Source organism: Sphingobacterium sp. UBA3549 (assembly GCF_002376635.1).
Taxonomy (GTDB): domain Bacteria; phylum Bacteroidota; class Bacteroidia; order Sphingobacteriales; family Sphingobacteriaceae; genus Sphingobacterium.
In genome coordinates, this window is sequence record NZ_DFOE01000034.1 from 45,792 (window position 1) to 69,043 (window position 23,252).

The following is a 23,252-nucleotide window of genomic DNA, read 5'->3' on the forward strand; positions in this document are numbered from 1 at the left end:
AAAAGAATGAAGGTATTAAAAACAGTTCTTGCGGTATCGGTGATTGCTTTTTCAGCACACTTAAATACTGCCATAGGGCAAACAAAGAAAGAAGTTCTTGCTTACAAAATTTTAGATTTACCACGTGTAGATATCAAGAAATTTAAAAAAAATAAGGCTGGAGCTTATGTTATTTTTGATGGTACTTCCATGGACGGCTGGAGAGGCTATGATAAGACTGTCGTTCCTAAACGATGGGTGATTAATGAAGGTGCAATCAAATTTGATAGCCAAGCTAATCTTGGAAAGGAAGATGGGGGAGATTTAATTTTTGCTCATGATTTCAAAAATTTCGAATTAGAAATGGAATGGAAAGTTGCCAAAGGAGCAAATTCGGGAATTTTCTTTTTAGCCAAGGAGGTTGAGGGACAACCGATATATATATCGTCTCCAGAATGTCAGGTTTTAGACAATGAAAACCATCCTGATGCAAAAATGGGTGTTGACGGAAACCGAAAATCGACATCACTATATGATATGATCCCGGCCAAACCACAGAATGGTAAACCATATGGCGAGTGGAATAAGGTTAAGATCAGGGTCAACAATGGAAAGGTAGAGCATTTTCAGAATGGTGTAAAAGTTGTAGAATATACATTGTGGGATAAGTCATGGATTGATTTATTGCAAAAGAGTAAATTCAGTGAAGAAAAGTGGCCTTTGGCTTTTGAATTGTTGAGCAATGTTGGTGGCGATAGTAAGTCAGGGCTTATTGGTCTCCAAGACCATGGAAACGATGTATGGTTTAAGAATATTACCGTAAAGGTATTAAAATAAAAAAAGCAGCTTTAAGCTGCTTTTTTTATTTATTATAGTATCGATTGTAATTCTTTTAAATCGATAATCATATGGGCGACATCCTCCGGCTTTTCGGCGCTAGTAGGGTTAAAGAAAATGGCGTCCATCCCAACATTTACCGCACCACGGATATCGGCATCAAGGTTATCTCCAATCATCAATGACAGCTGAGGTTGCGCAAAGGCTGTCGCCATGGCAAATTGAAATATTCTAGGATCCGGTTTGTTTACGCCGACTACCTCTGAAATAAAAATATGTTTGAAATATTTTCTTAAGTCGCTTTTTTCCAATTTTGTTTCACACGCTTCTTTAAAACCATTGGATATTAAGTGAAGATTATATCTGTCACCTAAATAGGTCAGCGTTTCATGAGCATTGGGGAACAGATTTGTTTTTTGGGGACAGATGGCAAGATATTCTAATTCGAATTCCTCAGGAAACAATTCGGGATCCACACCGAGTTCTGTAAAGGTATCGGCAAACCGTGCTGTCCTGAGTTCCGGTTTTGAGATCTTTCCGTGATGATAAAGTCCCCAAAGCCGATGATTGTTGATCGTATAAGTTTCTATAAAACGGGTGGACGACTCTTGATTAAACAAGCGATCAAACTTGTATTTAAAATATAACTCGTGAAGACTTTCTTCGGCATTTTTATCAAAATCCCAAATCGTATGATCCAGATCGAAGAAAATGTCTTTTTTTCCCTGATTAAACATATGCAAAACTAAAATAAAATCGTCTGAAATACGAAAGAGTATCCGTTATTTGATTGTTAAATTGGTAGAAAGCATGTTGCAGTGAAGATATATCAGGGATATTGTAATGAATTATTAATGTTGCGACTCCGTTAATTTTCTTCTTTGTGTCATAATCCTTCGGATATTTCCGAATACCTAGTTGAATACCTATTTTTGTCACATGAAGAAAGCGCTGTTACTCTTTTATTTTCTATTGTTTTATGCGGTTATGCAATTGATCTGGTGGGGGGTGATGTTCGTTCGATTTGACCCCAGTAAGCAGAACATGATCATTGGAGAAGGGATTTTCTTCCTAATTATTTTCCTATGGGGAGCATGGCGACTAAAACGACTGGTGGAAAGAGAGCAGAAATTATTGCAGCAACAGCAAAACTTTCTTTTAGCCATTACACATGAACTGAAATCACCCTTGGCTTCTGTCAAACTGTATATTCAAACGATTTTGAGGCGCGATTTGGATAAGGAACAACAGCAGACATTCTTGCGTAATTCACTAAAGGATATCGAGCGTTTGGATGATTTAGTGGAAAATGTGCTAATGACCACCAAATTGGATAGCCGCAATTATAGTATGCCGAAAGAGGATTTTAATTTTACTTCTTTGGTAGAACAGATCGTTGACAGGCTGCAAAAGAATTCGTGTAGTTCACAAGTTTTGAAACCTTATTTGGAAGCGGATATTATTATTCATGCTGATAAGTTTGCGATTAGTAATGTGGTGACTAACCTGATTGAAAATGCTATTAAGTATTCACCCGCATGTGCTATGGTGGATGTGAAATTATATACGGAGAATAGTAAAATAATTTTTTCTGTTGCTGACCATGGTATTGGTATCAGCGATGAAGAGAAAAAGCTTATCTTTAATAAGTTTTATCGGGTGGGCAGTGAGGCTACACGGAAAACCAAAGGCACAGGTTTGGGGTTATATATCGTGAAAACCGTGTTGCAGAAACACGACGCGACCATTAAAGTTAAAGATAACACTCCTAAAGGGAGTATTTTTGAAGTAACATTTGAAAGAAATGCAAAGTAAACAAAGAATATTACTTGTCGAAGATGAAGAACACTTGTTAGAAGCTATCAAGTTGAATCTCGAAATGGAAGGTTACCGTGTCACTACGGCTACCGATGGAAAAAAAGCACTAAAAGTCTTCAAGGAGGAGCGTTTCAACTTGGTTGTCTTGGATGTGATGATTCCGGAAATTGATGGATTTCAAGTTGCTGAAACTATTCGACTGCAAAATACAGAAGTTCCTATTATGTTTTTAACTGCCAAAAATAGCAGTGAGGATCGGATTACCGGCCTTAAGAAAGGAGCAGATGACTATTTGGTGAAACCTTTCAACTTAGAAGAGTTGATTCTGCGTGTTGGAAATCTAGTTCGCCGTGGCATGAAGCCTGATGATCTCAAAGAACTAAATTCTTATCAAATAGGAGATAAAACGATCTATTTCAATTCGTACGAACTGCATCATGCGGATGGTACGATAACTTCTTTGACAAAAAAGGAAACGATGTTGTTAAAGCTGTTGATTGAAAGACGTAATGAGGCGGTATCGAGGGAGCAAATATTGGAAACCGTGTGGAACTATGATGTTTACCCATCTACTCGGACAATCGATAATTTTATCCTGACCTTCCGGAAATATTTCGAGCCGGATCAAAAACACCCAATTTACTTTCATTCTATCCGCGGTGTTGGTTATAAGTTTACCGACAATAATGCCTAGGTAATAAGAGATGATGACAATTAAGGCTAGGATAGCCGTTATTTTTATCGCCGCGTTATTTTTGGGCTATGGCATATATCAAGGTCATTATCAGACTGCTGTACTAATAGCTGGTGGAATAGGCTATTTGATTTGGAGCCATTTCAGAGAAGGGTCTGTTTTTTTGGCTACACAGGCTTTTCATAGGCAAGATTATGAGAAAGCAAAAAAATTGTTGGCTGAAATTAAGAACCCCGACGCGCTGCGGAAAGGTAGACGTAATTTCTATGAATTTATGATGGGAAATATTGCGCTGAAAGAAGAACGTGTCGATGAGGCGGAATATCATTTCCAGTTAGCATCACGTCTGCCTTGGAAAAAAGATAATGAAAAGGGCATGGTTATGATTAATCTAGCAAACATAGCACTTCGAAAGTTTGATTACCAAAGAGCCAGAGCGTATGCAGATGTGGCCAATAAATTGCATCTGACGGCTAGACAGAACAGTATTATTACAAAAATAGAAAACGAAATTTCAAAACATTTATAGTGAGTACTACTTTACAAAACGACTTATTGATTAGGGCTGCATTCTCGCAGCAGACAGAGAGACCTCCTGTGTGGATGATGCGCCAAGCTGGGCGCTTTATGAAAGAATATTGGGATATCAAGAATAAATATTCCTTTCTGGAAATGTGCAAAACACCCGAAATCGCCGCTGATGTCACTATGCTTCCGGTTGATTTATTGGGTATTGATGCTGCTATTTTATTTTCCGATATTTTAGTAACCGCCGAAGCAATGGGCGGCGATCTTTCTTTTGAACAAGGTGTAGGACCTCGTTTTTCTAATCCTATTCGTTCTGTAAAGGATGCCGAAGCTTTATCCGTTAACTGTTTGGATAGATTGCAATATGTAGCTGATGCCATAAAGGTGATTCAGCAACGTCTTGATAGGCGTATTCCTTTGATTGGATTTGCAGGAGCACCGTTCACAATTTTAAGTTATTTGGTCGAAGGTGGATCTTCAAAAGATTTTAAGTTAACAAAATTGATGTTGAATAATCAGCCGGAGCTGGCCCATATGATTCTTCAAAAGATCGCCGATGTTACTGTTGACTATCTGAACATGCAGATCGAAGCTGGTGTTAATGCGATTCAATTATTTGATAGTTGGGCTTTAGCCTTATCATGGAATGATTACCGTGATTTCTCACATTATTATAATAAACAGATTATTTCAAGATTAAACCGTCAAGACATTCCAGTTATTTCATTTTGCAAGGGATCGTCTGTTTTTGCACCGATGATGGTTGAAGCGCAGCCTGATGTGATATCTATTGATTGGAATGCAGATTTAAAAAATATAAAGCAATCCCTACCACAGGGGATCGCTGTACAAGGAAATTTAGATCCATTTGTTTTGTATGCTGATAAGGCTGTAATCAAAAGGAAGATTACAGAACTCTTTGAACGTATGCGAGGTGAAAATGGGTTTATCTTTAACTTGGGGCATGGTATAATGCCAGATATTCCATTTGACAATGTAAAATATGCCATTGAAGTAGTGAAAGAATTTCGCTATTAATTGTGGTCTCTTAAAATATACAGAACGACTTGCGAAAGCAAGTCGTTTTTTTTACCAGGTCGGAAACTGATGATATTCGATTTTTGTATATTGGATGTAAGATTTATACAAATCATAGTTGCTGGTGACAATTGCTCCTAACTTTTCTTAATTTTGTAATTATGATCTATTTATATGCAAAAGCTGTTCACATTATCTTTGTAGTGTGTTGGATGGCTGGATTGTTCTATATTGTCCGACTATTTATCTACCATACGGAAGCTAAATCTAGGCCTGCAGAAGAATATGGCATTTTGCATAGGCAGTTTACTGTAATGGAAAGCAAATTGTGGTGGATTATAACCACTCCAGCAATGTACCTCGCTGTAGTCGCAGCACTAGTTATGCTTTATATGAATCCGGGTTTGCTGAAGATGGGCTGGATGCATGTTAAACTCACCTTCGTTTTAGGATTGATACTTTATCATTTCTCCTGCCAGCGGATTATGTTTCAATTACAAAGTGAGTCTTCCAATTGGTCTTCGACAAAATTGAGGCTATGGAACGAACTCGCTACAGTTTTACTATTCGCGATTGTTTTTACAGTAGTTTTAAAATCGGCCTTGAATTGGATATTTGGCGTTTTGGGACTGTTAATTTTATCGATTGCGCTGATGATGGCTGTAAAGCTTTATAAAAAATATCGGAACAAGAGTGTTGGGCGAAAGCGTTAAATTCTATGCTTTCTTAATCCTTTGTGATTCTTTATAGTCGAAAGATTATAAATAGAATAGGATTATGTATAGAAAAATTCTAAGTATGTTCTTGTTGCTGACTGTAGCAGCAGCTGGTTTTGCGCAACGATACAGACCTTTGGGTGGTACATTAAATATCTACTCTACAGATGTACCTTTTTTTCTTTATATTAATGACATTTTGTATAATAATAGAGCTTCAAGGGGTGTCAAAGTATCTCATTTGAAGAATAGGCGTTATGATTTGCGTATCGTGTTTGCCGATCGTCAGCACCGCACATTAAATGGTTCCGGAATACAACTTGTCGATAGAAATGGGCAATTCATGGACGTTGTGTTTTCTGTTAGTAACAGAAGAGGAAATAAGGGGATTATTTTAGAATCCATAAATCCTATTGATCGTTATGGCAATGGTAATTATCGTAACGACTTACTTTATGATAATCAGGATATATATAGGGATGAACAGTATGATGAGCCATATAGCCAATTGGAAAGTCGTGGCGATTCACCGGCCTATAATCGGAATGGCTATGATCATGACAGGAACAATAATCAACACAGGCAGCCGGAGGAATCCGAAATTTATCGTAATGGTGTAGATCGTCCTCATGGAAATGCTAAAGATGAAGGAAATGGTCAACTGGATAAAGAAGTATTCCTTAAAACAGATTCTAACCGATTGAATGACCTGTTGAATCAGAAAGAAAATGATCAGGATAAACTCGCGTTAGCTGCTCAGGAGTTACAAAATATGCAACTTCGTGTTTCTGAAATTGCCGATTTAATGGAATTGTTTATACGGGATGATAATAAGCTCACCTTTGCTAAATATGCTTATCCAACTTGTGTGGACAAACAGAATTATGAGAAAGTAGGGGATGCCTTATCATTTAGCTCAACCCGGGAAAAGCTTTTGGATTTTCTAAAGAAATAAAAAAGGAGCAATTTGCTCCTTTTTTATTCTCCGCCGAAGCAGATATATTTTAATTCCATATATTCATCTAAGCCATGTTTTGATCCTTCTCGACCAACTCCTGATTGTTTTACCCCACCAAAAGGTGCGGCTGCATTTGAAATAAGACCGGTATTGACACCGACCATGCCGGCTTCAAGTTGCTCAGCTACCCGGAAACAGCGATTGATATTTGTACTATAAAAATAGGAGGCGAGACCAAATTCAGTATTGTTGGCCATCGCTATGCCATCTTCTTCTGTTTTAAAGCTGAAAAGGGCGCAGATTGGGCCAAAGGTCTCCTCCCTAAATATAAGTGCTTCTTTTGGAATGTTCGTCAGAACAGTAGGCTGGAAAAATAGGCCTTTGATTACGTTACCTCCAGCAGCCAATTCGGCACCGTGATTTAAGGCATCTTGCACATGATGTTGTACTTTTTCTAAGCCTTTTGTATTAATAAGTGGGCCGACCTGGACACCTTTATCAAGCCCATTGCCAACCTTTAGTTTACTAACGGCTTGGGTAAGTTTCATTGAAAACTCATCGTAAACATCTTCTTGAACAAGAAATCTATTAATTGATACACATGTCTGCCCGGAATTTCTAAATTTACCAGCGATAGCACCTTCTACAGCTGCATCAATATCGGCATCGTTAAAAACTAGGAATGGGGCATTACCGCCAAGCTCCATTGATACTTTTTTGATGTTCGAGGCTGATTGTTCTATAAGTGTTTTTCCTACTTCGGTAGATCCTGTGAAAGAAAGCTTTCTCACCAGATCGTTCGTCGCTAACTCTCTTCCTATTCCGCTGCTATCTCTTCCTGTAATGACATTGAGCACCCCCTTGGGAACGCCTGCCTCTTCAGCAAGTTTCGCTAGTGCGATCGCTGAAAACGGGGTCTGTGAAGCTGGTTTGAGTACCACTGTACAACCAGCGGCCAATGCAGGAGCTACTTTTCGGGTCACCATCGCTATGGGAAAATTCCAGGGTGTAATTGCCGCGACGACACCTACACCTTGTTTAATTGTCATCATCCTGCTACCTTTATTCTGGGAAGGTATCGTTTCACCATAGGCTCTTTTTCCTTCTTCTGAAAACCACGCTACAAAAGAACTACCATAATCCACTTCTACCATAGATTCACTTAGTGGTTTCCCACTTTCCAAAGTCATGATTTCTGCAAGATCGTCCTTATGCTCTTGAATAAGATTGTACCATTTACGGAGGATATCGGAACGTTCCACTACAGTTGTGTTTTTCCAGCTTTTCCACGCTTTGTCAGCAAAATCTATCGCTTTACTGCAATCGGCCACTTTCAAATCAGGTAATGAAGCGATAACTTTTCCTGTAGCAGGATTTATGACGTCAAAAGTGTGTTTTGATGTAATAAATTTCCCATTGATATAAGCACTCTCAATTAAAAGTTTATTTTTCATCGATGTAAATTTTATTGTTACAAGTATAGTTTAAACACCTCAAATTGAAATTCTGTTCAATAATTTATTTCTCGTTCAAATGAACCTCTCTCTTTCAGCTTTTGAAGGTATCTTACAAGACTCATTTTTTCCAAACCATTGATAACGGTTTTTAGCAAAATAGTCATAAAGCGCATCTCTCCATGCAATGGGTAAAATCTTCAGTAAATAACATATGGTGTAGGGAAAACCCAATTGCTTAATGATTTTGAGCACAGCTTCACTTTTGATAAAGCTGCCTTCAGGAGATAAATAAACGATTGAATCAATGTTTTTGGGAATATTTTTCAGCGTGGCCCTACTAAATTCGGACTGCAGGGAACTAAATAAGAATTTTTTCTTACGATCTATTCTTAATAGTTTTTGAACAAACCGATTACAAATCAAGCAATCCCCATCAAAAAAAATGATATGTTTTCCTTGTTGTTCCATACGCTGAAGTTACTGCTATTTATTGAGAGTACTGCCATGAAAGGATCATAAAAAAGGAAGGAATTACTATGGCGGGGGGCATATGAGTGAAAAAAGCGGCGCTTTTTGAGACACCGCTTTTTCGAAATCGTCCTTATAAATTTTTCATGATCGTATGACCCATACGATCCCGTTTGGTTTTTAGATATTCTTCGTTAAATGGATTTGCTGTTATTTCAATAGGTACATTTTCTACAATTTCAAGACCATAGCCCACCAAACCAGCACGTTTTGTAGGATTGTTTGACATGAGGCGCATTTTTGTGACCCCCAGATTTCTTAGGATCTGTGCACCTACGCCATAGTCTCTTAAATCTGCCTTAAATCCTAATTGTACATTGGCATCTACTGTGTCTAATCCATTTTCTTGCAACTTGTATGCGTGTAGTTTATTGATCAGTCCAATACCTCGTCCTTCTTGATTCATGTACACGATGACACCTTTACCTTCCTGCTGGATCATTTCCATTGCCTTGTGCAGCTGAGGGCCACAATCGCATCGGCAAGACCCAAAAATATCTCCTGTAACACAAGAACTATGCACACGAACTAAAATAGGCTCGTCTTCATTCCAGTCACCTTTGTAAAGAGCTAAATGCTGTTCGCCAGTATCTTTCTGCGTAAAAGCTTTCATTTTAAAATCACCATATTGTGTTGGCATATTAACGGTGACTTCTTCATTGATTAAAGAGTCGTGTTTAAGGCGGTACTCGATCAGATCTTCAATACTTACGATCTTTAAATCGAATTTTTTAGCAACATCCATGAGTTCGGGAAGCCTAGCCATTTCGCCGTCCTCTTTTAAAATCTCAACCAATACACCTGCAGGTTCAAATCCTGCTAATCGAGCCAGGTCAACTGTAGCCTCAGTATGACCAGTACGACGTAGCACGCCGCCATCTTTTGCTATTAAAGGGAAAATATGACCTGGTCTACCTAATTCTTCGTAGTGAATATTAGGATCAATCATTGCTTTAATTGTTTTCGAACGGTCTGACGCAGAAATTCCTGTTGTACAGCCATATCCCTGAAGGTCAATGGAAACAGTAAAGTTCGTTTCATATACCGCTGTATTCTGCCCCACCATGAGATCAAGGTGTAATGCATCTGCTCTTTCTTTCGTTATCGGAGCACATACCAAACCACGCCCGTGAGTGGCCATAAAGTTTATGATTTCAGGAGTGGCATTGCGAGCAGCAGTGACAAAGTCTCCTTCATTCTCGCGGTCTTCGTCATCCACTACGATTACTACTTTTCCTGCTTGTATATCAGCGATCGCTTCTTCGATCGTGTTTAATTTGAAATCCATTTATTGATATATTGTAATTGGTACAAAGTTAGTGTAGAATCTAAATTTATTTATAATAGCCCTGTCACAATCTAATGTGATTCTTTTAAATTATTCTTTTTTAAAAACTTTTCTTTCACCCATTTCCATGCGGCTTCTACTTTTAACTTATATTGATCAATATCAAATAAAGCGGAGTCTGTTGTCGATTTATACGTTAGAAAAGCAGCAAGTGGTGTTAAGACAATGATTGCCATCCACATCCCCACACCCGATGATATCGCGCCGTCTTTAGCCGTTTTTTCAGCTACCGTAGAAATAATATGATAAATCAGAAAGAATATAATGGCCATAACTACAGGAAGACCAAGCCCTCCCTTTCTGATAATGGCCCCAAGCGGAGCTCCGATGGCAAACAACAAAAGACAGGAGACAGCAAGGGTAAACTTGCGATGCCACTCAATGCGATAGCGGATATCTTTCGATTTATAATCTTTAAACTCAAGCGTACGGCCATTCAGATCTTCCTTCAGATAATTCAACTGGTTTAGTGCATTCATAGTAACCTGTGAACGTTGTTCTTGAGGTACAAGATCGGTAATCAGATTTTTAAAAGGCTTGATTTTAGCTTCTTTGACCTTGGGCTGTCCAGGTTGATTGGCACTAAAATATTTCGAGTAGATATTATATCGCGTATCTAATGTCCGGGAAATTGCTTTTCCCATACTATCTAACTTAATATGATTCGAGTCGATATACATGTCCAACTGTTTCAAATTTAACATGGCATGGTGGCTCTTGAAGAGGTTTTCATCTGTTTTACCCTGTTGAAAGCTTCCCATATCAAACTTTTGCTCAGTTTCTTTGAATTTAAATCGCGTAAATTGCTGACGTGGATCGTAGGTTTTGGAGTTTTTAGTTCGGGCCTCCTCGTAACGTATACCATCCTTAAGTTTAAGAATCATATAATTGTTGTCGGGAGAATTGTAGATATAGCCTTCTTTTGCCATAAGTACATTATTGGCCGTATTGCCACCGCGGTGATCGTAGATCATCAAGTCGTAGAGAATTGTTCCCGCTTTGTTTTTTCCTCGGGCGCGGATGGAGTAGCCTGGGATCGTATTGTTAAATATTCCGGGTTTAATAAGGAAATCGGCCTTTTTATTACGTACATCTGTAAGTAATGTCCCCATTTTCAGATTAACTACAGGAAGGATATAGTCGGAGAAAAGAAAAGAACTTGTTGCGAAAATTGCGACGAGTACGAATAGCGGAGTCATCGCTTTGCGCAAAGATACGCCGGCAGCCTTAATTGCAACCAATTCATAGCTTTCACCCAAATTTCCAAATGTCATAATGGAGGAGAGTAACATGGATAAGGGCATTGCCATTTGAATTTGAACAACGCATTGATAGCCAATTAACTCCATGATTGTGTACCATTCGAAGCCTTTTCCAATCAAATCATCTATATACTTGAATAGAAAAAGCATCAATAGCACAAACATCACAATAAAAAATGTGACAATAAATGGTTTTATGAAAGCTTGAAGAATAAGTAAATGAACTTTTTTCATCCGTGACGCTAAGCAAATTGATGCCTTTGCATTAAGGCATCTCTACACCAAAGAACTCCCCTAGGAGTTCTTGGTGGATTATATTGCAAAGATAGGCTTTTTTATGCACCTATAACACTCTGAAGGTAGACTATTGAATTTTTCCAAATTAATTTTCTGTTTTCAAGATCTTCTTCTTTAGCGAAATCAGTTATTTTAAGAGCAACATCATTTGTTAGTTCATCTTGGTCGATCTCCAGATCGAAATAATAGGGATCATCATCGAGCCATTTAAAGCGTACGGATTTATTTTCTTTCGATGCTACAATTTTTGCTCGGTGTGGTTCATCATCCCAAATGAAAGTATAAACGGTGTCTTTATAGTTTACATCATCTGCAAACCATTGTGCCAATTCGTTTGGTTCTTGCAAATACGGAAATAAAATTCTAGGTGAAGAGTTGATGATATATTCTAGTTGGAATTTTATTTTATCTGCCATATAAATGTTTTTTTAAATATTAGTTTGTTTAAATCAAAAATAAGCTATATTTGCATTCCCAAAATGGCGGGGTAGCTCAGATGGTTANNGTTCGATTCTGCTCCCCGCTACAAATCTCTTCCAAAATTGCTTTTTATTGCATAAACTTATTATTTGTAATAATACATATTTATTTTGTTATTGCAAGTTTTTTTATGAAAAGTTGAGTCCTTATTTTGATAAATATTACGTTTTTAATACGATCAAATTTTTAAAAGTTATGTGCTTTTTTTAGATAATAAATTTACTTGGTTAAAAATGAGTTTGTTGCGCTTAATAGACGGTTTTAATACTAGATAATTGGTAAAAAAATAAAAAAATCTTTTGAATTGACACATGAAGTGGTATATTTGCATACCGAAACGGCGGGGTAGCTCAGATGGTTANNGTTCGATTCTGCTCCCCGCTACTAAAAGCATCAATCTCTTTAGGTTGATGCTTTTTTTATGTAAAATATCTTGTTTTACAAAATACCTTATTTTGGTGGCTAGAGGAAAGTATAGCCCTTTTATTGCCTTATGGAGAATAGTTATTTTTTTACCCCCTCTGAATACTGCTTGCCTCTTTAGATATTCGGCTAAAGAGATTAAGCGTTTTTAGCAAAATGCCTGTTCAAATGTTATTCGTTGGTGGTAGACAATCTGTATGTTTCATCAATTGTCGTCATAAGCAAGGCTTTTCCAATCTTCTTTCTGTAAATACTTTAACATCAAAAAGAATATGATCCATCCGAGTCCGGCTAAGATCCAAATTAGCGTTTCGAAGTGAAAGATTGTTTTATGTAAGAAGCCCAATATCCCCAAAAGGCCTAAGATGAATAAATTGGTTATTGCTTTAGAATTGGATTGGTTTGCTTTTGAAAACGGGTAGCTTTTGACCATAAAAAGCATAATCAAAATACTTTCAATGCCGCCAACTGCAGAAGATAATAGTAGATCATTAATTGAATTGAGACCAAATAGGGGTATACAGATACATAAAAACACGACGTTGAAAGGTAAAACATACTTAATGAGACAAGCCTTAAGAACGCCGGTCATCAACTGTCCCGGCTTGTGTATGGGAGCGGTATGATAGATCCAAGCTGCTTTATACTTGTTGCTTTGAGTAATAAGCTGGAAAACGGTTAAAATAGTGAGTAATGATAGATAGAACATAATGATATACAGGCCTGAATCCCGAATTTTTAATATCTTGTCTGCCATTGGGGGCTCTTCTCCAGTACGTATAAATAAAAAAGTAAAGTAAATAGGCAAATAAGCCAACGAAGGGTAGAGCTGTTGTTTAAATTCTCTTGTTTTAGCACTTATCAGCCATACAATGCCAAATCCTGCCTCTTCAACTGCGGATGAACATACTTTCGCGGATATCCATTTATAAACAGGCAGTTTAGATCCATGATTCTGCTTCAAAGGTAAATTTTCATTGGGGAAGCTGTCTGCGCTTGCCAATGCAGCTATTTTTGCATTAAATCCACGTGAAAATAACTTGATACAGGCATAGACACCTGCAAGGGGAGTGAGTGCCCCCAATATGGATAGCATGATAATGGGTAAATTTTGGTCTCCAAAGATTAAGGGTTGAAAAGATGCAATCCATGTACTCGGAAATATCCAAAGAAATCGGAGCTGTTCCATCGTCAAATGAGATTCTACAATAGATTGAATCAGATTTGGACCAACATAATAGGACAGGAAAAGAACCAGTGAGAGGCCTATCTGTATATAAGTAATAACATCTTTAAACTTTTGGATGGGCAGGTATTTAATACAGATCAGGTAAAATCCGTTGACACCGATGAGAGCGATTAAGGTGCTGAACATAAGCTGTAAACATAGAACAAGGACTGAAGTAATATCCCAATTAAACAATACATAAACAAGTACTGGTGCGGTTAGTGCAATTATTTGGTTAAACAGCTTTATTGCAATAAAAGTTATTCGCGCAATCGATAGGGTCCTGTCGTTAACTGGACGCGGCATAATGATATACTGGTCCCGGGTATCTAATAATATAGGTGAAAAATCAGTAACCAATGTAATACTAAGCATACTGATAAAGGTGAGCAGCATGATAGAAACAGCTAAATATCTATCTGGAATCGACAAAAGTATGGCCATGAATACCAAGCCAATAATCAGGTATAACACAAATTGTAAAATCGAAGACGATGAGGACGATTTCTCCGTTCTACGTCTCCGAAAACTAATAGGTTTTCGGTTTTCTAAAATGATTTTTGTTTGTAAGATGATCTTAAACTGTTCAAAATTAATACCTAAGCTTTTCCAAACCCCAGGAAACAGAAGAATAAACTTGAAGATGAGTTTTTCCATGTTATTGAATTGCTCTAATGATATTGGAGACATCCAATGTATTGCTGCCACTATTTGTTAATTTTGCAAATATATGCTCCAAAGATTCGTTAGCTTCTGTCTTTAGCTCCTCAATAGTACCATCCGCAATAATGCTCCCCTGGTTTATAAGTAAAATTCGATCGGATACTTTTTCGACAACATCCATCATATGGGAGCAGTAGAAAATTGTTTTTCCTTCTTTTGCAAGCAAGGAAATAAGCTCCTTAACAAAAATAACAGCATTGGCATCAAGTCCAGATAAGGGTTCATCCAGAACAATAATTTGAGGGTTGTGAATAATTCCAGAAATCAGTAGTACTTTTTGACGCATTCCTTTTGAGAAGGTGTCCATTCTATTATTTGCATTTGATTCAAGACCAAAAGCAGCCAATAACTTTAAGGAACGCTCCAGAATAATATTACTTTCCATTCCATAGAGTTTACCTACAAAATCTAGATATTCAATTGGAGTCAGTACTTCATATAATTCTGCATTCTCGGGAACATATCCTAACAATGTTTTCACGGCCAATGGATCTTCTTGAATGTTGATACCATTAATTTCTACAGTGCCTGTGAAATCTTCAATTAGTCCCGTCAATATTTTAACGGTGGTGGATTTGCCTGCCCCATTTGGGCCAATATATCCGATAACTTGGCCTGGGAATATGTCGAGGTTGATTCCTTTCAAAATTTCCTTGGTTCCGTACGATTTTTTGAGGTCAACGATCCGGATGAGCGGTAATATACTTTGCATATGATAACAATCTTCAAAGTAAACTTACGTAAAAATTGGGAGTTATGGTTACTGTTGAGATCGGTATAGACTGTATTTTTTAAATAGAAGATTCTTATTTCAAAAAATAGAAAAAGGGACCCTTTGGTCCCTTACAATGGTTTTATTTTCGGAAACTATCTGTCATTTTTAGGGTATCCTTCTTCATCAAGATCATCTCTCAAATCTTCTTCATTCTCTGCTAATTTCTTGTCTAAAGGAGATAACCGTTCATGATCAAAAGTCTCAATTCGCATGTTCGCCTGATCCAAATCTTCATCCTGAAGTTCATCTTTCGAAGCATATTCATCTCCCACAAATGGATTTGAATTGTCATAGGTTGAATCATCATCAACAGCACCCTCTGCAATAGTATCGTAATCAGCTGGATGAGCATAATCTGGATCGTTACCTTCGACATCCATTTCATAACTGTCAAGCTCTTTGTTAAAAGTAAGGTCCTGATCTTTATCTGGATAGTCTTCTTCAACTTTCCCGTTTCTATATTCTTTTTTTGACATAATTCTGCTAATTTTTATTCATCATTAAAACAGTTCATATAAAAAAAAGTTTGGATTTTACTAGACAAAATGGGGCTCAAGTGCTATTGGAATACCAATCGAATACCAAAAAGATAAAATTTCATTTTAAAAAGGGCAGAACATGTTAGTTTTAGGAGAAGCCATTCAGCTTTGTCTAAATTATAGTGTCCATGGTAGAATTCAGCTCGACAACTAATCAGGCGCTATTTTTAGCTCTTTTATAAGAGCTTGGTGTAATATTTCGTTTCTTCTTATAAAAATTAGTCAAGTGACTCTCATCGTTAAATCCAAGTTCTTCTACAATTTGTTTCATGCTATATGTATTGGAAGCTAACCTATCTTCAATAAGTTTAATACGAATATCATCGATATATGTTTTATAACTCACAGCATATCGCTTTTTAAAAAATGCACCAAAATAATTAGCGGAAATTTGAAACTGATCGGCAATCGATTTAATTTGTAATTTGTCAGGAAAATAAATGTTTTGATGAATATATTGCTCGATCTCTTGAGACATTTCATAAGATGCATGAATAGGCAGGCCCAGGTCCTTTACAATATTTTCCACTAAGGCGAAAAGAGACATAATTTGGTGGAATATGAAAATAGAAGTCGTTGCGTCCTCACGGTCATATTGATGTATCAGTTCGAATACCTGCTCTGTCAATTTTTTATTTTCTTTCTTAAGGGATAGGCTCCTATTTAAAAATGTCTTCGAATTGAAAATATCCACCGGGCTGAAAGAAAGTCTGAAATTTTGCTGTATAAAATGAAGATCTTTAAAATAGGAACCGGAAAAATAAAGTACAAATACTATTGCATCTTTCTTAGTGTCAAGTGTTTCAAATGTCTTATTCAAAAAGAGTAAGTTTCCTTTCGAAAATTTCAACTTATTTTCTTTAGATAGGATCGATCCTTCCAATATATATACTAAAGCAAAATCAAAGCCTGTTTTATTTAGTTCTATTTTTTGTTTCTGCTTGATTTTTTGAGAAGAGAAAGATAAATTCGTCATATGTACGATTCTATTGAATAAATACCAACTACAAACCTAAGAAAAATAGAATAAACACTTAATTTTTCCTCTTGTTGTAATGGAACAATTATGGATTTACATTCATGATAAAATATAAATAATTTTTGATCCCAATGAATTGTTAGGTGCTTTTTGCATTCCTAGTCATTTTTTCAATATTATCCCACTGGTCCTGCGGAATAACATCCAAACCATTAAATTCGCCGGCTCCTTTAAGCCACTCTCCACCATCTATCGTGATGATATCACCGTTGATATAACTTGCATAGTCAGATACTAAATAAGCAGCGAGGTTAGCAAGTTCCTGTAGTTCACCCAGGCGACCCAAAGGGATACGTTTGGTTGGGGAGAGAAGTTCGCCTAATTCTCCAGGCAACAAGCGTTCCATGGCTCCGGAGGTTTGAAATGGACCTGGTGCTATAGCGTTTAGTCGTATCCCTTTTTTCCCCCATTCCACAGCCAACGAACGGGTTAGCGCTAGAACTCCAGCCTTGGCTGTTGCAGATGGTACGACATATCCAGATCCCGTCCACGCATAGGTTGTGACAATACTGAGTACAGCTTTATTTTGTTCATTTTGCGCGATCCACCTTTTTCCTAGCTCGAGGGTATAATTTATACTCCCTTGAAGGACAATTCCAATGACAGATTCAAAGGCTCTATGGCTTAAACGTTCAGTAGGGGAGATAAAATTTCCAGCGGCATTATTTATGAGAATATCTATTCCACCGAAATGTTCATATCCAAATGAAACGACGTGTTCAACATCATCATAATTGCGAACATCCCCCGCCACAGCAAGACATTTAGCCTGATGTTTTTCTGATAATTCTTTTGCTGTCTGTTGTATAATATCATCTTTGCGACTTGTAATCAAGCAAGAGGCCCCAAGCTCGAGAAAGTAATCTGTCATTGCTTTGCCTAGCCCCGTACCACCACCAGTGATCAGAATTCGTTTTCCTTTTAGTGCATTTTCTTTTAACATGCCCATATATCGTCCAGTTTTATGTATCCTTAAGTTACATAAAATTTGATATAAAATAAAAGGGCGGGGCGGGGAAGATTGTATAGTGAGGAAAAAAGATCTAACTAAAACAGGAGCTATTCATTGAATAGCTCCTGTTTTAGTTAGATCCATTTCTACGAATAGAATGGAGGTAGGTTTACGCGCCTAGTTGTACGCGTTTGAAAGCAGTAACAGTCAATCCTTTAGAAACTGAATCTAAGAATTGTGCAATATTTTTAGAAGAATCTTTTACGAACTCTTGGTTTAACAAGGTTGTATCTTTGAAGAATTTGTTCAATTTACCTTGAGCAATTTTTTCAGCCATTTCAGCTGGTTTTCCTTCAGCGATGATTTGCTCTTTTGCAATAGCGATTTCACGCTCAATTGTGTTTTGATCGACACCATCTTTATCAATTGCAATAGGATTCATTGCAGCAATTTGCATTGCAACATCTTTACCAGCTTCTTCAGCACCAGCAGCGTCAGCAGAAAGACCTACCAATACACCTAAACGGTAGTTACCGTGAATATAAGCGATAACTTTTTCAGCAGTGATCGTTTCGTATTTAGAAACGTCGATTTTCTCACCAATTACACCAGTTTGCTCGATTAAAGAATCAGCGATATTTTTGCCATCAAGTTCCAAACCTTTTAATTCTTCTAAAGAAGCAGGCTTATGGTTTAATGCAATATCTGCAATTTTTTCAGCGAAGGCTACGAAGTCTGCGTTTTTAGCTACGAAGTCAGTTTCACAGTTAACTTCAACTACAATACCTGATTTGCCATCAGCAGTAGCTTTAGCGATGATAACACCTTCGTTAGAGTCGCGATCCTGACGGCTAGCAGCTACCTTAGCGCCTTTTTTACGTAAGTAATCTACAGCAGCTTCGAAGTCACCATTAGACTCAACCAAAGCTTTTTTACAATCCATCATACCAGCGCCAGTTTGTTGACGCAATTTGTTTACATCTGATGCAGAAATTTGTACTGACATGTTTATTTCTTTTTATTATTATTTACGACTGAAATTTGTACAATATTAACTTAAAAAAGGTTAAGCTAATATGAAGTTTAACATTCCTTGCTAAACGGGTTCTGTTAAACAAAAAACCGGACAGATAGGCTAGTTCAAGAAAAGTAAACTTTTCCAGAAACTAACGCTACGCCATCCGGTTTGGAATAAAAATATTATTCTCCGTCTTTCGCTTTGCGAGGACGTTTAGCTTCTGAAGCTTCACCATTATCAGCTTTTGCTTTAGCAGCAGCAGCATCTTTTTCAGCTTCTTCTTCTTTGTCGCGTTTGCGCTCGTCCAAACCTTCTTGGATTGCTTGACCAATGATACCTGCGATTAAGCTAATAGATTTGCTAGCGTCATCATTTGCAGGGATTGGGAAATCAATGTTTGAAGGATCAGAGTTTGTATCTACCATTGCAAAAGTAGGGATGTTTAATTTCATTGCTTCAGAAACAGCGATGTGTTCTTTTTTCACATCGATGATGAATAAAGCAGCTGGCAAACGGTTCAAATCAGCGATACCTCCTAAAAGATTTTCTAATTTGATACGCTCACGTTGAATCATCAACTTCTCTTTTTTAGACAATACATCGTAAGTACCGTCTTTTTGCATTTTGTCAATGTTAGACATTTTTTTGATAGACTTACGAACTGTAGCGAAGTTTGTAAGCATACCACCTAACCAACGCTCAGTCACGAAAGGCATGTTGACCTCTTTAGCTTGTTGTGCGATGATCTCTTTTGCTTGTTTTTTCGTAGCTACGAATAAAACTTTGCGACCTGATTTTACGATTTGTTTGATAGCTGATGCAGCTTCTTCTAACTTCGTAAGTGTTTTGTTCAAGTCAATGATGTGGATACCGTTGCGCTCCATGAAAATGTACTTAGCCATTTTCGGATCCCATTTACGTGTAAGGTGACCAAAGTGCACACCTGCATCCAATAAATCTTGATAAGTAGTTCTTGCCATTTTTTGATCCTCCTTTGATTAACGTTTACTGAATTGGAATCTTCTACGAGCTTTACGACGTCCTGGTTTCTTACGCTCAACCATACGGTCGTCACGCGTTACTAAACCTTTAGCACGTAATGCAGGTTTAACTTCTGGGTTAAGTTCAACCAATGCTTTTGCGATCGCTAAGCGAACAGCTTCTGCTTGACCTTTAACACCACCTCCGTTAACGTTTACTTTTACATCAAAGTTTGCTAATTCACCAGCTACGTTCAAAGATTGAGTAGCGATGTATTGCAAAGGTAATGTTGGGAAATACTCTTTGTGGTCTTTACCGTTTATGATTATGTTTCCGCTACCAGCAGTTAAGTAAATGCGGGCAACAGCAGTTTTTCTTCTTCCTGAAGTATTAGTTGTTGACATGTCGATTCTCCTTAAAATTTAACTGGTTTTGGATTTTGTGCTTCATGCTTGTGCTCAGTACCAGCATAAACGTAAAGGTTCTTAAACAATTGACGACCTAAACGGTTTTTAGGAAGCATACCACGAACAGCTTTTTCAATGATGCGCTCAGGGAATTTAGCCATTAACTCTTTAGGAGAAACGAAACGCTGACCACCTGGATATCCAGTGTAGCGTACGTAAACTTTGTCGCCTAATTTGTTTCCTGTCAATTTGATTTTGTCTGCATTGATAACAATCACGTTATCTCCACAGTCTACGTGTGGGGTGAATGTAGGCTTGTGCTTACCACGAATTACTTTCGCGATGTTGCTCGCCAAACGCCCCAAAATCTCTCCTTCAGCGTCAACAACGATCCACTCTTTGTTAACGGTGTTCTTGTTGGCAGAGACAGTTTTGTAACTTAACGTATTCACTTGCTTTTGTTTAAATAATTTATTAAAAAATTTTTCTTCCCCTTATCTCAAGGGTCTGCAAAGGTACATCTAATATTCTATATTTTAAAATCTATTTTGCTTATTTTGCTGAAAACGAGTCGAATTTCCCACACTCCCCCCTAATCTCAATATTTTTACAACTACCTCGAATGAATATTGTTACATTAGTTAGTATATTGCAGGAACAAATTTTTAATTATTTAGCGGAAGTAGATGAGATTTAATTTTTTGAATAAACGATTTTTAAGTTTTATTGGCGTGTTACTTTTGGTAGTGAATTCATTGCACGCGCAATCACAGGATAGGAAAACAAAACCATATGATACCCGATTTAAAAATGTGCAAGAGATATTGAAGCAAGGCAAAATTGGACCAGGTATGGATTCTCTTGACGCTATCATCGCAGACTTTCCGCAGGCAGACGATATCTATTTCACTAAAGCGATTCTTCTTGCTCAGATGAGAAATCAGGATGGAGCGATTCAAGCCATTAAGCAAGCGCTGGATATCCAGTCTAAGCCAGAATATCTGAGTTTCGCAGTCGACGCTTTTAAAAGTAAAAATGATGCTGACAGTGCATTGATTTATCTCGATAAGCTGATTGATCAGGATGATAATAACACCGCGTCACTTAAACGCGAACGCATCATGCTTCTTTTTAATGGCGGATATAAAGATGTGGCCTTAGAGTATTTTTATAAAACCAAAGAAATTGCAGGTGCTTCCGATACGTTGGATATGGTCGGTAGTGTGTTGTTCAATGATGCTGGCAATTATAAAAGTGTCATTGAGCTTTTGAAGCCCTGGGCGGATAAAGGGACTTCTTTAGCCCAGGTGTATGGTCAGCTGGCACAAGCTTATAATCTTTCCAAAAACTCGAAGCTAGCACTTGAATATATCAATAAGGGAATTCTCAACACAAAAGAAGACTTTCTTTATTTTGATTTAGCTGATCTATACCGATTTGATAAAAAGTTCAAGTTATCCTTTGATGCACTCAAACAAGGGTTTCTATCTAAAAAGATAGACTTTGCAGACAAAAATCGAATCATAATGACCTTATTGAATCCAAAGGGGCCTTATACACCGGATCAGCTGCTGGAGTTAGCTAATATCTTGGTGGAGGTTCATCCACGGATTGCTGAAAGCCATATGGCAAAGGGGCAGGTACTATGGCTAAAAGATGATAAAACTGCTGCGCAAAGCTCTTTGGCAGTAGCGGTTAGTATGAACCCTTATCAGATCGATGCCTGGCGAATGTTAATGAGCTTGGATATGGATAAAGGTGAATTCGATCAGGCAATCGCTCATGGCGGAGAGGCTTTGCATTATGTGCCTAATAACGCTACAATACTCTATTTTACCAGTATGGCTTATCTGATGAAGAAGGATATGGAAAATAGTCGGAAGTTTATGGAGGCAGCACTCAATAATGCACAGGAGGAATCTCCATTCTTACAAGCAAATATCTATGGCGGCTTGGGTGATATCTATAACTCGCTTAAAATGTATAAAGCTTCCGACGCAGCTTACATGGAAGCCATCCGACTTGATAGTACAAATGTGACAGCAATGAACAATTTAGCCTACTATTTGTCGTTAAGAAAGGAGCGACTTGATGAGGCTACGAAATACGCTGCTAAGGCAACAGATTTGCAACCTAATAATGGTACGTTTGAGGATACTTATGCTTGGGTGCTATTTGCCGATGGAAAATATGACGAAGCATTAGTTTGGATTCAAAAGGCATTAAAAAATACTAATCCACAAACTTCGGTGTTGCTGGAGCATTATGGTGATATTCTGTTTAAGTTAGGAAAAACAAACGATGCTGTTAAACAATGGACTTTGGCTTTGGAAAAAGGAGTGGATTCGGATGATAATAAGCTGAAATTGAAAAAGAAGATTGACACAAAAAGTTATGTGGAATAAAATTGTTTGGGCTTGTGCTGTAGTGATGTTGCTCTCTTCCTGTAGTTCGAAGAAGAGGATGCTGAAAGAAGCTGAGCTGAGGGCTCAAAACGAATTGATTATAAAGGATAATACCAGAGAGGCAAAGAAAAATAGTTTACGCAATCTTTTTTTGACCAATTTGAATTATTCGACTTTTTCGGGAAAAGCTAAAATGAGGCTTGATATGGGAAAGGACAGTTATGACGTCAATTCGACGATTAGAATAGAAAAGGACAAGCGAATCTGGATTTCCATTTCTGCTACATTGGGTATCGAAGTGGCGCGTGTTCTAATAACGCCAGACAGTGTTCAGATCCTCAATAAGTTCCAAAGTGAATATATGGTTAAGCCTTTTGACTATCTATACCGTTTCGCCAGCTCCGATCTGACCTTTGGAAACTTACAAGACTTATTGCTGGCCAACCTATCTGTGGATCTCCTGTCTGATATTGATCAGGTAAACTTTAAGCAGGATTCAATGTCCGTTCAGTTGGACGGTAAACTCAATGAGTTGGATTTTTTGTATAGGTTGAATAATAACAATAGGCCTTATCAATTTAGATTAGCCCAGCTTTCAAAGAAACAATTATTGGAAGCTAACTATGGCGAATATGCTATGGCTTCGGGACAGGAATTTCCGATGCTTTTAAAAATGATCATTTCTGATGGCCGCCAAGAAATTAAGACAGAAATTAATTTTAACAAAGTTACTTTTAATGAACCTGTCGAAATGCCTTTTTCAGTATCGTCGCGATATAAGGTAATCCGATGACAGGATGTCTATATGATTTAGATTTATTA

The 23,252-nt window shown here is 37.6% G+C and carries 24 protein-coding genes; 9 read left to right on the forward strand and 15 right to left on the reverse strand.

What is annotated here, in order from left to right:
• Positions 1-6 precede the first annotated feature (6 nt).
• Positions 7-816: a 3-keto-disaccharide hydrolase gene (locus tag B2W36_RS16650; protein WP_293888806.1), complete on the forward strand. Its 810-nt coding sequence runs from the start codon at positions 7-9 to the stop codon at positions 814-816.
• A 32-nt stretch (positions 817-848) separates the two neighbouring features.
• Here B2W36_RS16650 and B2W36_RS16655 read toward each other — a convergent pair whose 3' ends face one another.
• Entirely contained in the window at positions 849-1,553 is a 705-nt protein-coding gene (locus tag B2W36_RS16655; RefSeq protein WP_293888808.1) for a YjjG family noncanonical pyrimidine nucleotidase, read from the reverse strand.
• A gap of 202 nt (positions 1,554-1,755) precedes the next feature.
• Here B2W36_RS16655 and B2W36_RS16660 point away from each other — a divergent pair, with 202 nt between their 5' ends.
• From B2W36_RS16660 to B2W36_RS16685, 6 genes are all read left to right on the forward strand, one after another.
• Positions 1,756-2,631, forward strand: coding sequence for a sensor histidine kinase (locus B2W36_RS16660; protein ID WP_209581404.1), 876 nt, complete (start codon positions 1,756-1,758; stop codon positions 2,629-2,631).
• Entirely contained in the window at positions 2,621-3,328 is a 708-nt protein-coding gene (locus B2W36_RS16665; protein ID WP_070563139.1) for a response regulator transcription factor, read from the forward strand. Before B2W36_RS16660 ends, B2W36_RS16665 begins: the two co-directional genes overlap by 11 nt.
• 10 nt (positions 3,329-3,338) lie before the next feature.
• Complete coding sequence (locus B2W36_RS16670) at positions 3,339-3,857, forward strand: hypothetical protein (RefSeq protein ID WP_293881477.1); 519 nt, start codon at positions 3,339-3,341, stop codon at positions 3,855-3,857.
• Complete coding sequence (gene hemE / locus B2W36_RS16675; protein WP_293881478.1) at positions 3,857-4,894, forward strand: uroporphyrinogen decarboxylase; 1,038 nt, start codon at positions 3,857-3,859, stop codon at positions 4,892-4,894. The genes B2W36_RS16670 and hemE overlap by 1 nt, the downstream gene beginning before the upstream one ends.
• Before the next feature lie 161 nt (positions 4,895-5,055).
• Positions 5,056-5,607: a CopD family protein gene (locus B2W36_RS16680; protein ID WP_293881479.1), complete on the forward strand. Its 552-nt coding sequence runs from the start codon at positions 5,056-5,058 to the stop codon at positions 5,605-5,607.
• Between the two features lie 64 nt (positions 5,608-5,671).
• Entirely contained in the window at positions 5,672-6,565 is an 894-nt protein-coding gene (locus B2W36_RS16685; RefSeq protein ID WP_293888810.1) for a DUF4476 domain-containing protein, read from the forward strand.
• Positions 6,566-6,588: 23 nt separating this feature from the next.
• Here the strand turns inward: B2W36_RS16685 and B2W36_RS16690 are convergent, their stop codons facing one another.
• The 14 genes from B2W36_RS16690 to rplM form a co-directional block, all read right to left on the reverse strand.
• Complete coding sequence (locus tag B2W36_RS16690; protein WP_293888812.1) at positions 6,589-8,022, reverse strand: NAD-dependent succinate-semialdehyde dehydrogenase; 1,434 nt, start codon at positions 8,020-8,022, stop codon at positions 6,589-6,591.
• A gap of 75 nt (positions 8,023-8,097) precedes the next feature.
• A complete protein-coding gene (locus tag B2W36_RS16695; RefSeq protein ID WP_293888814.1) occupies positions 8,098-8,493 on the reverse strand; it encodes a thiol-disulfide oxidoreductase DCC family protein in 396 nt (131 codons plus the stop codon).
• Positions 8,494-8,626: 133 nt separating this feature from the next.
• On the reverse strand, positions 8,627-9,841 hold the full coding sequence (locus tag B2W36_RS16700; protein WP_293881844.1) for a bifunctional 3,4-dihydroxy-2-butanone-4-phosphate synthase/GTP cyclohydrolase II: 1,215 nt from the start codon (positions 9,839-9,841) through the stop codon (positions 8,627-8,629).
• Between the two features lie 71 nt (positions 9,842-9,912).
• Positions 9,913-11,397, reverse strand: coding sequence for an LptF/LptG family permease (locus tag B2W36_RS16705; RefSeq protein ID WP_293881846.1), 1,485 nt, complete (start codon positions 11,395-11,397; stop codon positions 9,913-9,915).
• A 101-nt stretch (positions 11,398-11,498) separates the two neighbouring features.
• A complete protein-coding gene (locus tag B2W36_RS16710) occupies positions 11,499-11,876 on the reverse strand; it encodes an START-like domain-containing protein (protein ID WP_028070596.1) in 378 nt (125 codons plus the stop codon).
• Positions 11,877-12,568: 692 nt separating this feature from the next.
• Entirely contained in the window at positions 12,569-14,248 is a 1,680-nt protein-coding gene (locus tag B2W36_RS16715) for a hypothetical protein (protein WP_293888816.1), read from the reverse strand.
• Between the two features lies 1 nt (position 14,249).
• Positions 14,250-15,026, reverse strand: coding sequence for an ABC transporter ATP-binding protein (locus tag B2W36_RS16720; RefSeq protein WP_293888818.1), 777 nt, complete (start codon positions 15,024-15,026; stop codon positions 14,250-14,252).
• Positions 15,027-15,181: 155 nt separating this feature from the next.
• Complete coding sequence (locus tag B2W36_RS16725; protein WP_293888820.1) at positions 15,182-15,565, reverse strand: hypothetical protein; 384 nt, start codon at positions 15,563-15,565, stop codon at positions 15,182-15,184.
• 217 nt (positions 15,566-15,782) lie between these two features.
• A complete protein-coding gene (locus tag B2W36_RS16730) occupies positions 15,783-16,604 on the reverse strand; it encodes a helix-turn-helix domain-containing protein (RefSeq protein WP_293888822.1) in 822 nt (273 codons plus the stop codon).
• A 142-nt stretch (positions 16,605-16,746) separates the two neighbouring features.
• Positions 16,747-17,610, reverse strand: a complete 864-nt coding sequence (locus B2W36_RS16735) for an SDR family oxidoreductase (protein ID WP_293888980.1) — start codon at positions 17,608-17,610, stop codon at positions 16,747-16,749.
• Between the two features lie 178 nt (positions 17,611-17,788).
• Complete coding sequence (gene tsf, locus B2W36_RS16740; protein WP_209581459.1) at positions 17,789-18,625, reverse strand: translation elongation factor Ts; 837 nt, start codon at positions 18,623-18,625, stop codon at positions 17,789-17,791.
• 194 nt (positions 18,626-18,819) lie between these two features.
• Positions 18,820-19,617, reverse strand: coding sequence for a 30S ribosomal protein S2 (gene rpsB, locus B2W36_RS16745; protein ID WP_075994149.1), 798 nt, complete (start codon positions 19,615-19,617; stop codon positions 18,820-18,822).
• Positions 19,618-19,635: 18 nt separating this feature from the next.
• Positions 19,636-20,022, reverse strand: a complete 387-nt coding sequence (gene rpsI, locus B2W36_RS16750; protein WP_209581462.1) for a 30S ribosomal protein S9 — start codon at positions 20,020-20,022, stop codon at positions 19,636-19,638.
• An 11-nt stretch (positions 20,023-20,033) separates the two neighbouring features.
• The gene (rplM, locus tag B2W36_RS16755; protein WP_046671993.1) at positions 20,034-20,477 is read right to left on the reverse strand and encodes a 50S ribosomal protein L13; all 444 of its coding nucleotides are present in this window, start codon (positions 20,475-20,477) and stop codon (positions 20,034-20,036) included.
• A gap of 234 nt (positions 20,478-20,711) precedes the next feature.
• Here rplM and B2W36_RS16760 point away from each other — a divergent pair, with 234 nt between their 5' ends.
• Entirely contained in the window at positions 20,712-22,430 is a 1,719-nt protein-coding gene (locus B2W36_RS16760; protein ID WP_293888824.1) for a tetratricopeptide repeat protein, read from the forward strand.
• Positions 22,420-23,223: a DUF4292 domain-containing protein gene (locus tag B2W36_RS16765; protein ID WP_209581468.1), complete on the forward strand. Its 804-nt coding sequence runs from the start codon at positions 22,420-22,422 to the stop codon at positions 23,221-23,223. Before B2W36_RS16760 ends, B2W36_RS16765 begins: the two co-directional genes overlap by 11 nt.
• Positions 23,224-23,252 lie beyond the last annotated feature (29 nt).

Coding starts and splice junctions, on each gene's coding strand:
- B2W36_RS16650 (WP_293888806.1), top strand. CDS start 7: ATGAAGGTATTAAAAACAGTTCTTGCGGTATCGGTGATTGCTTTTTCA.
- B2W36_RS16655 (WP_293888808.1), bottom strand. CDS start 1,553: ATGTTTAATCAGGGAAAAAAAGACATTTTCTTCGATCTGGATCATACG.
- B2W36_RS16660 (WP_209581404.1), top strand. CDS start 1,756: ATGAAGAAAGCGCTGTTACTCTTTTATTTTCTATTGTTTTATGCGGTT.
- B2W36_RS16665 (WP_070563139.1), top strand. CDS start 2,621: ATGCAAAGTAAACAAAGAATATTACTTGTCGAAGATGAAGAACACTTG.
- B2W36_RS16670 (WP_293881477.1), top strand. CDS start 3,339: ATGATGACAATTAAGGCTAGGATAGCCGTTATTTTTATCGCCGCGTTA.
- B2W36_RS16680 (WP_293881479.1), top strand. CDS start 5,056: ATGATCTATTTATATGCAAAAGCTGTTCACATTATCTTTGTAGTGTGT.
- B2W36_RS16685 (WP_293888810.1), top strand. CDS start 5,672: ATGTATAGAAAAATTCTAAGTATGTTCTTGTTGCTGACTGTAGCAGCA.
- B2W36_RS16690 (WP_293888812.1), bottom strand. CDS start 8,022: ATGAAAAATAAACTTTTAATTGAGAGTGCTTATATCAATGGGAAATTT.
- B2W36_RS16695 (WP_293888814.1), bottom strand. CDS start 8,493: ATGGAACAACAAGGAAAACATATCATTTTTTTTGATGGGGATTGCTTG.
- B2W36_RS16700 (WP_293881844.1), bottom strand. CDS start 9,841: ATGGATTTCAAATTAAACACGATCGAAGAAGCGATCGCTGATATACAA.
- B2W36_RS16705 (WP_293881846.1), bottom strand. CDS start 11,397: ATGAAAAAAGTTCATTTACTTATTCTTCAAGCTTTCATAAAACCATTT.
- B2W36_RS16710 (WP_028070596.1), bottom strand. CDS start 11,876: ATGGCAGATAAAATAAAATTCCAACTAGAATATATCATCAACTCTTCA.
- B2W36_RS16715 (WP_293888816.1), bottom strand. CDS start 14,248: ATGGAAAAACTCATCTTCAAGTTTATTCTTCTGTTTCCTGGGGTTTGG.
- B2W36_RS16720 (WP_293888818.1), bottom strand. CDS start 15,026: ATGCAAAGTATATTACCGCTCATCCGGATCGTTGACCTCAAAAAATCG.
- B2W36_RS16725 (WP_293888820.1), bottom strand. CDS start 15,565: ATGTCAAAAAAAGAATATAGAAACGGGAAAGTTGAAGAAGACTATCCA.
- B2W36_RS16730 (WP_293888822.1), bottom strand. CDS start 16,604: ATGACGAATTTATCTTTCTCTTCTCAAAAAATCAAGCAGAAACAAAAA.
- B2W36_RS16735 (WP_293888980.1), bottom strand. CDS start 17,610: ATGTTAAAAGAAAATGCACTAAAAGGAAAACGAATTCTGATCACTGGT.
- tsf (WP_209581459.1), bottom strand. CDS start 18,625: ATGTCAGTACAAATTTCTGCATCAGATGTAAACAAATTGCGTCAACAA.
- rpsB (WP_075994149.1), bottom strand. CDS start 19,617: ATGGCAAGAACTACTTATCAAGATTTATTGGATGCAGGTGTGCACTTT.
- rpsI (WP_209581462.1), bottom strand. CDS start 20,022: ATGTCAACAACTAATACTTCAGGAAGAAGAAAAACTGCTGTTGCCCGC.
- B2W36_RS16760 (WP_293888824.1), top strand. CDS start 20,712: ATGAGATTTAATTTTTTGAATAAACGATTTTTAAGTTTTATTGGCGTG.
- B2W36_RS16765 (WP_209581468.1), top strand. CDS start 22,420: ATGTGGAATAAAATTGTTTGGGCTTGTGCTGTAGTGATGTTGCTCTCT.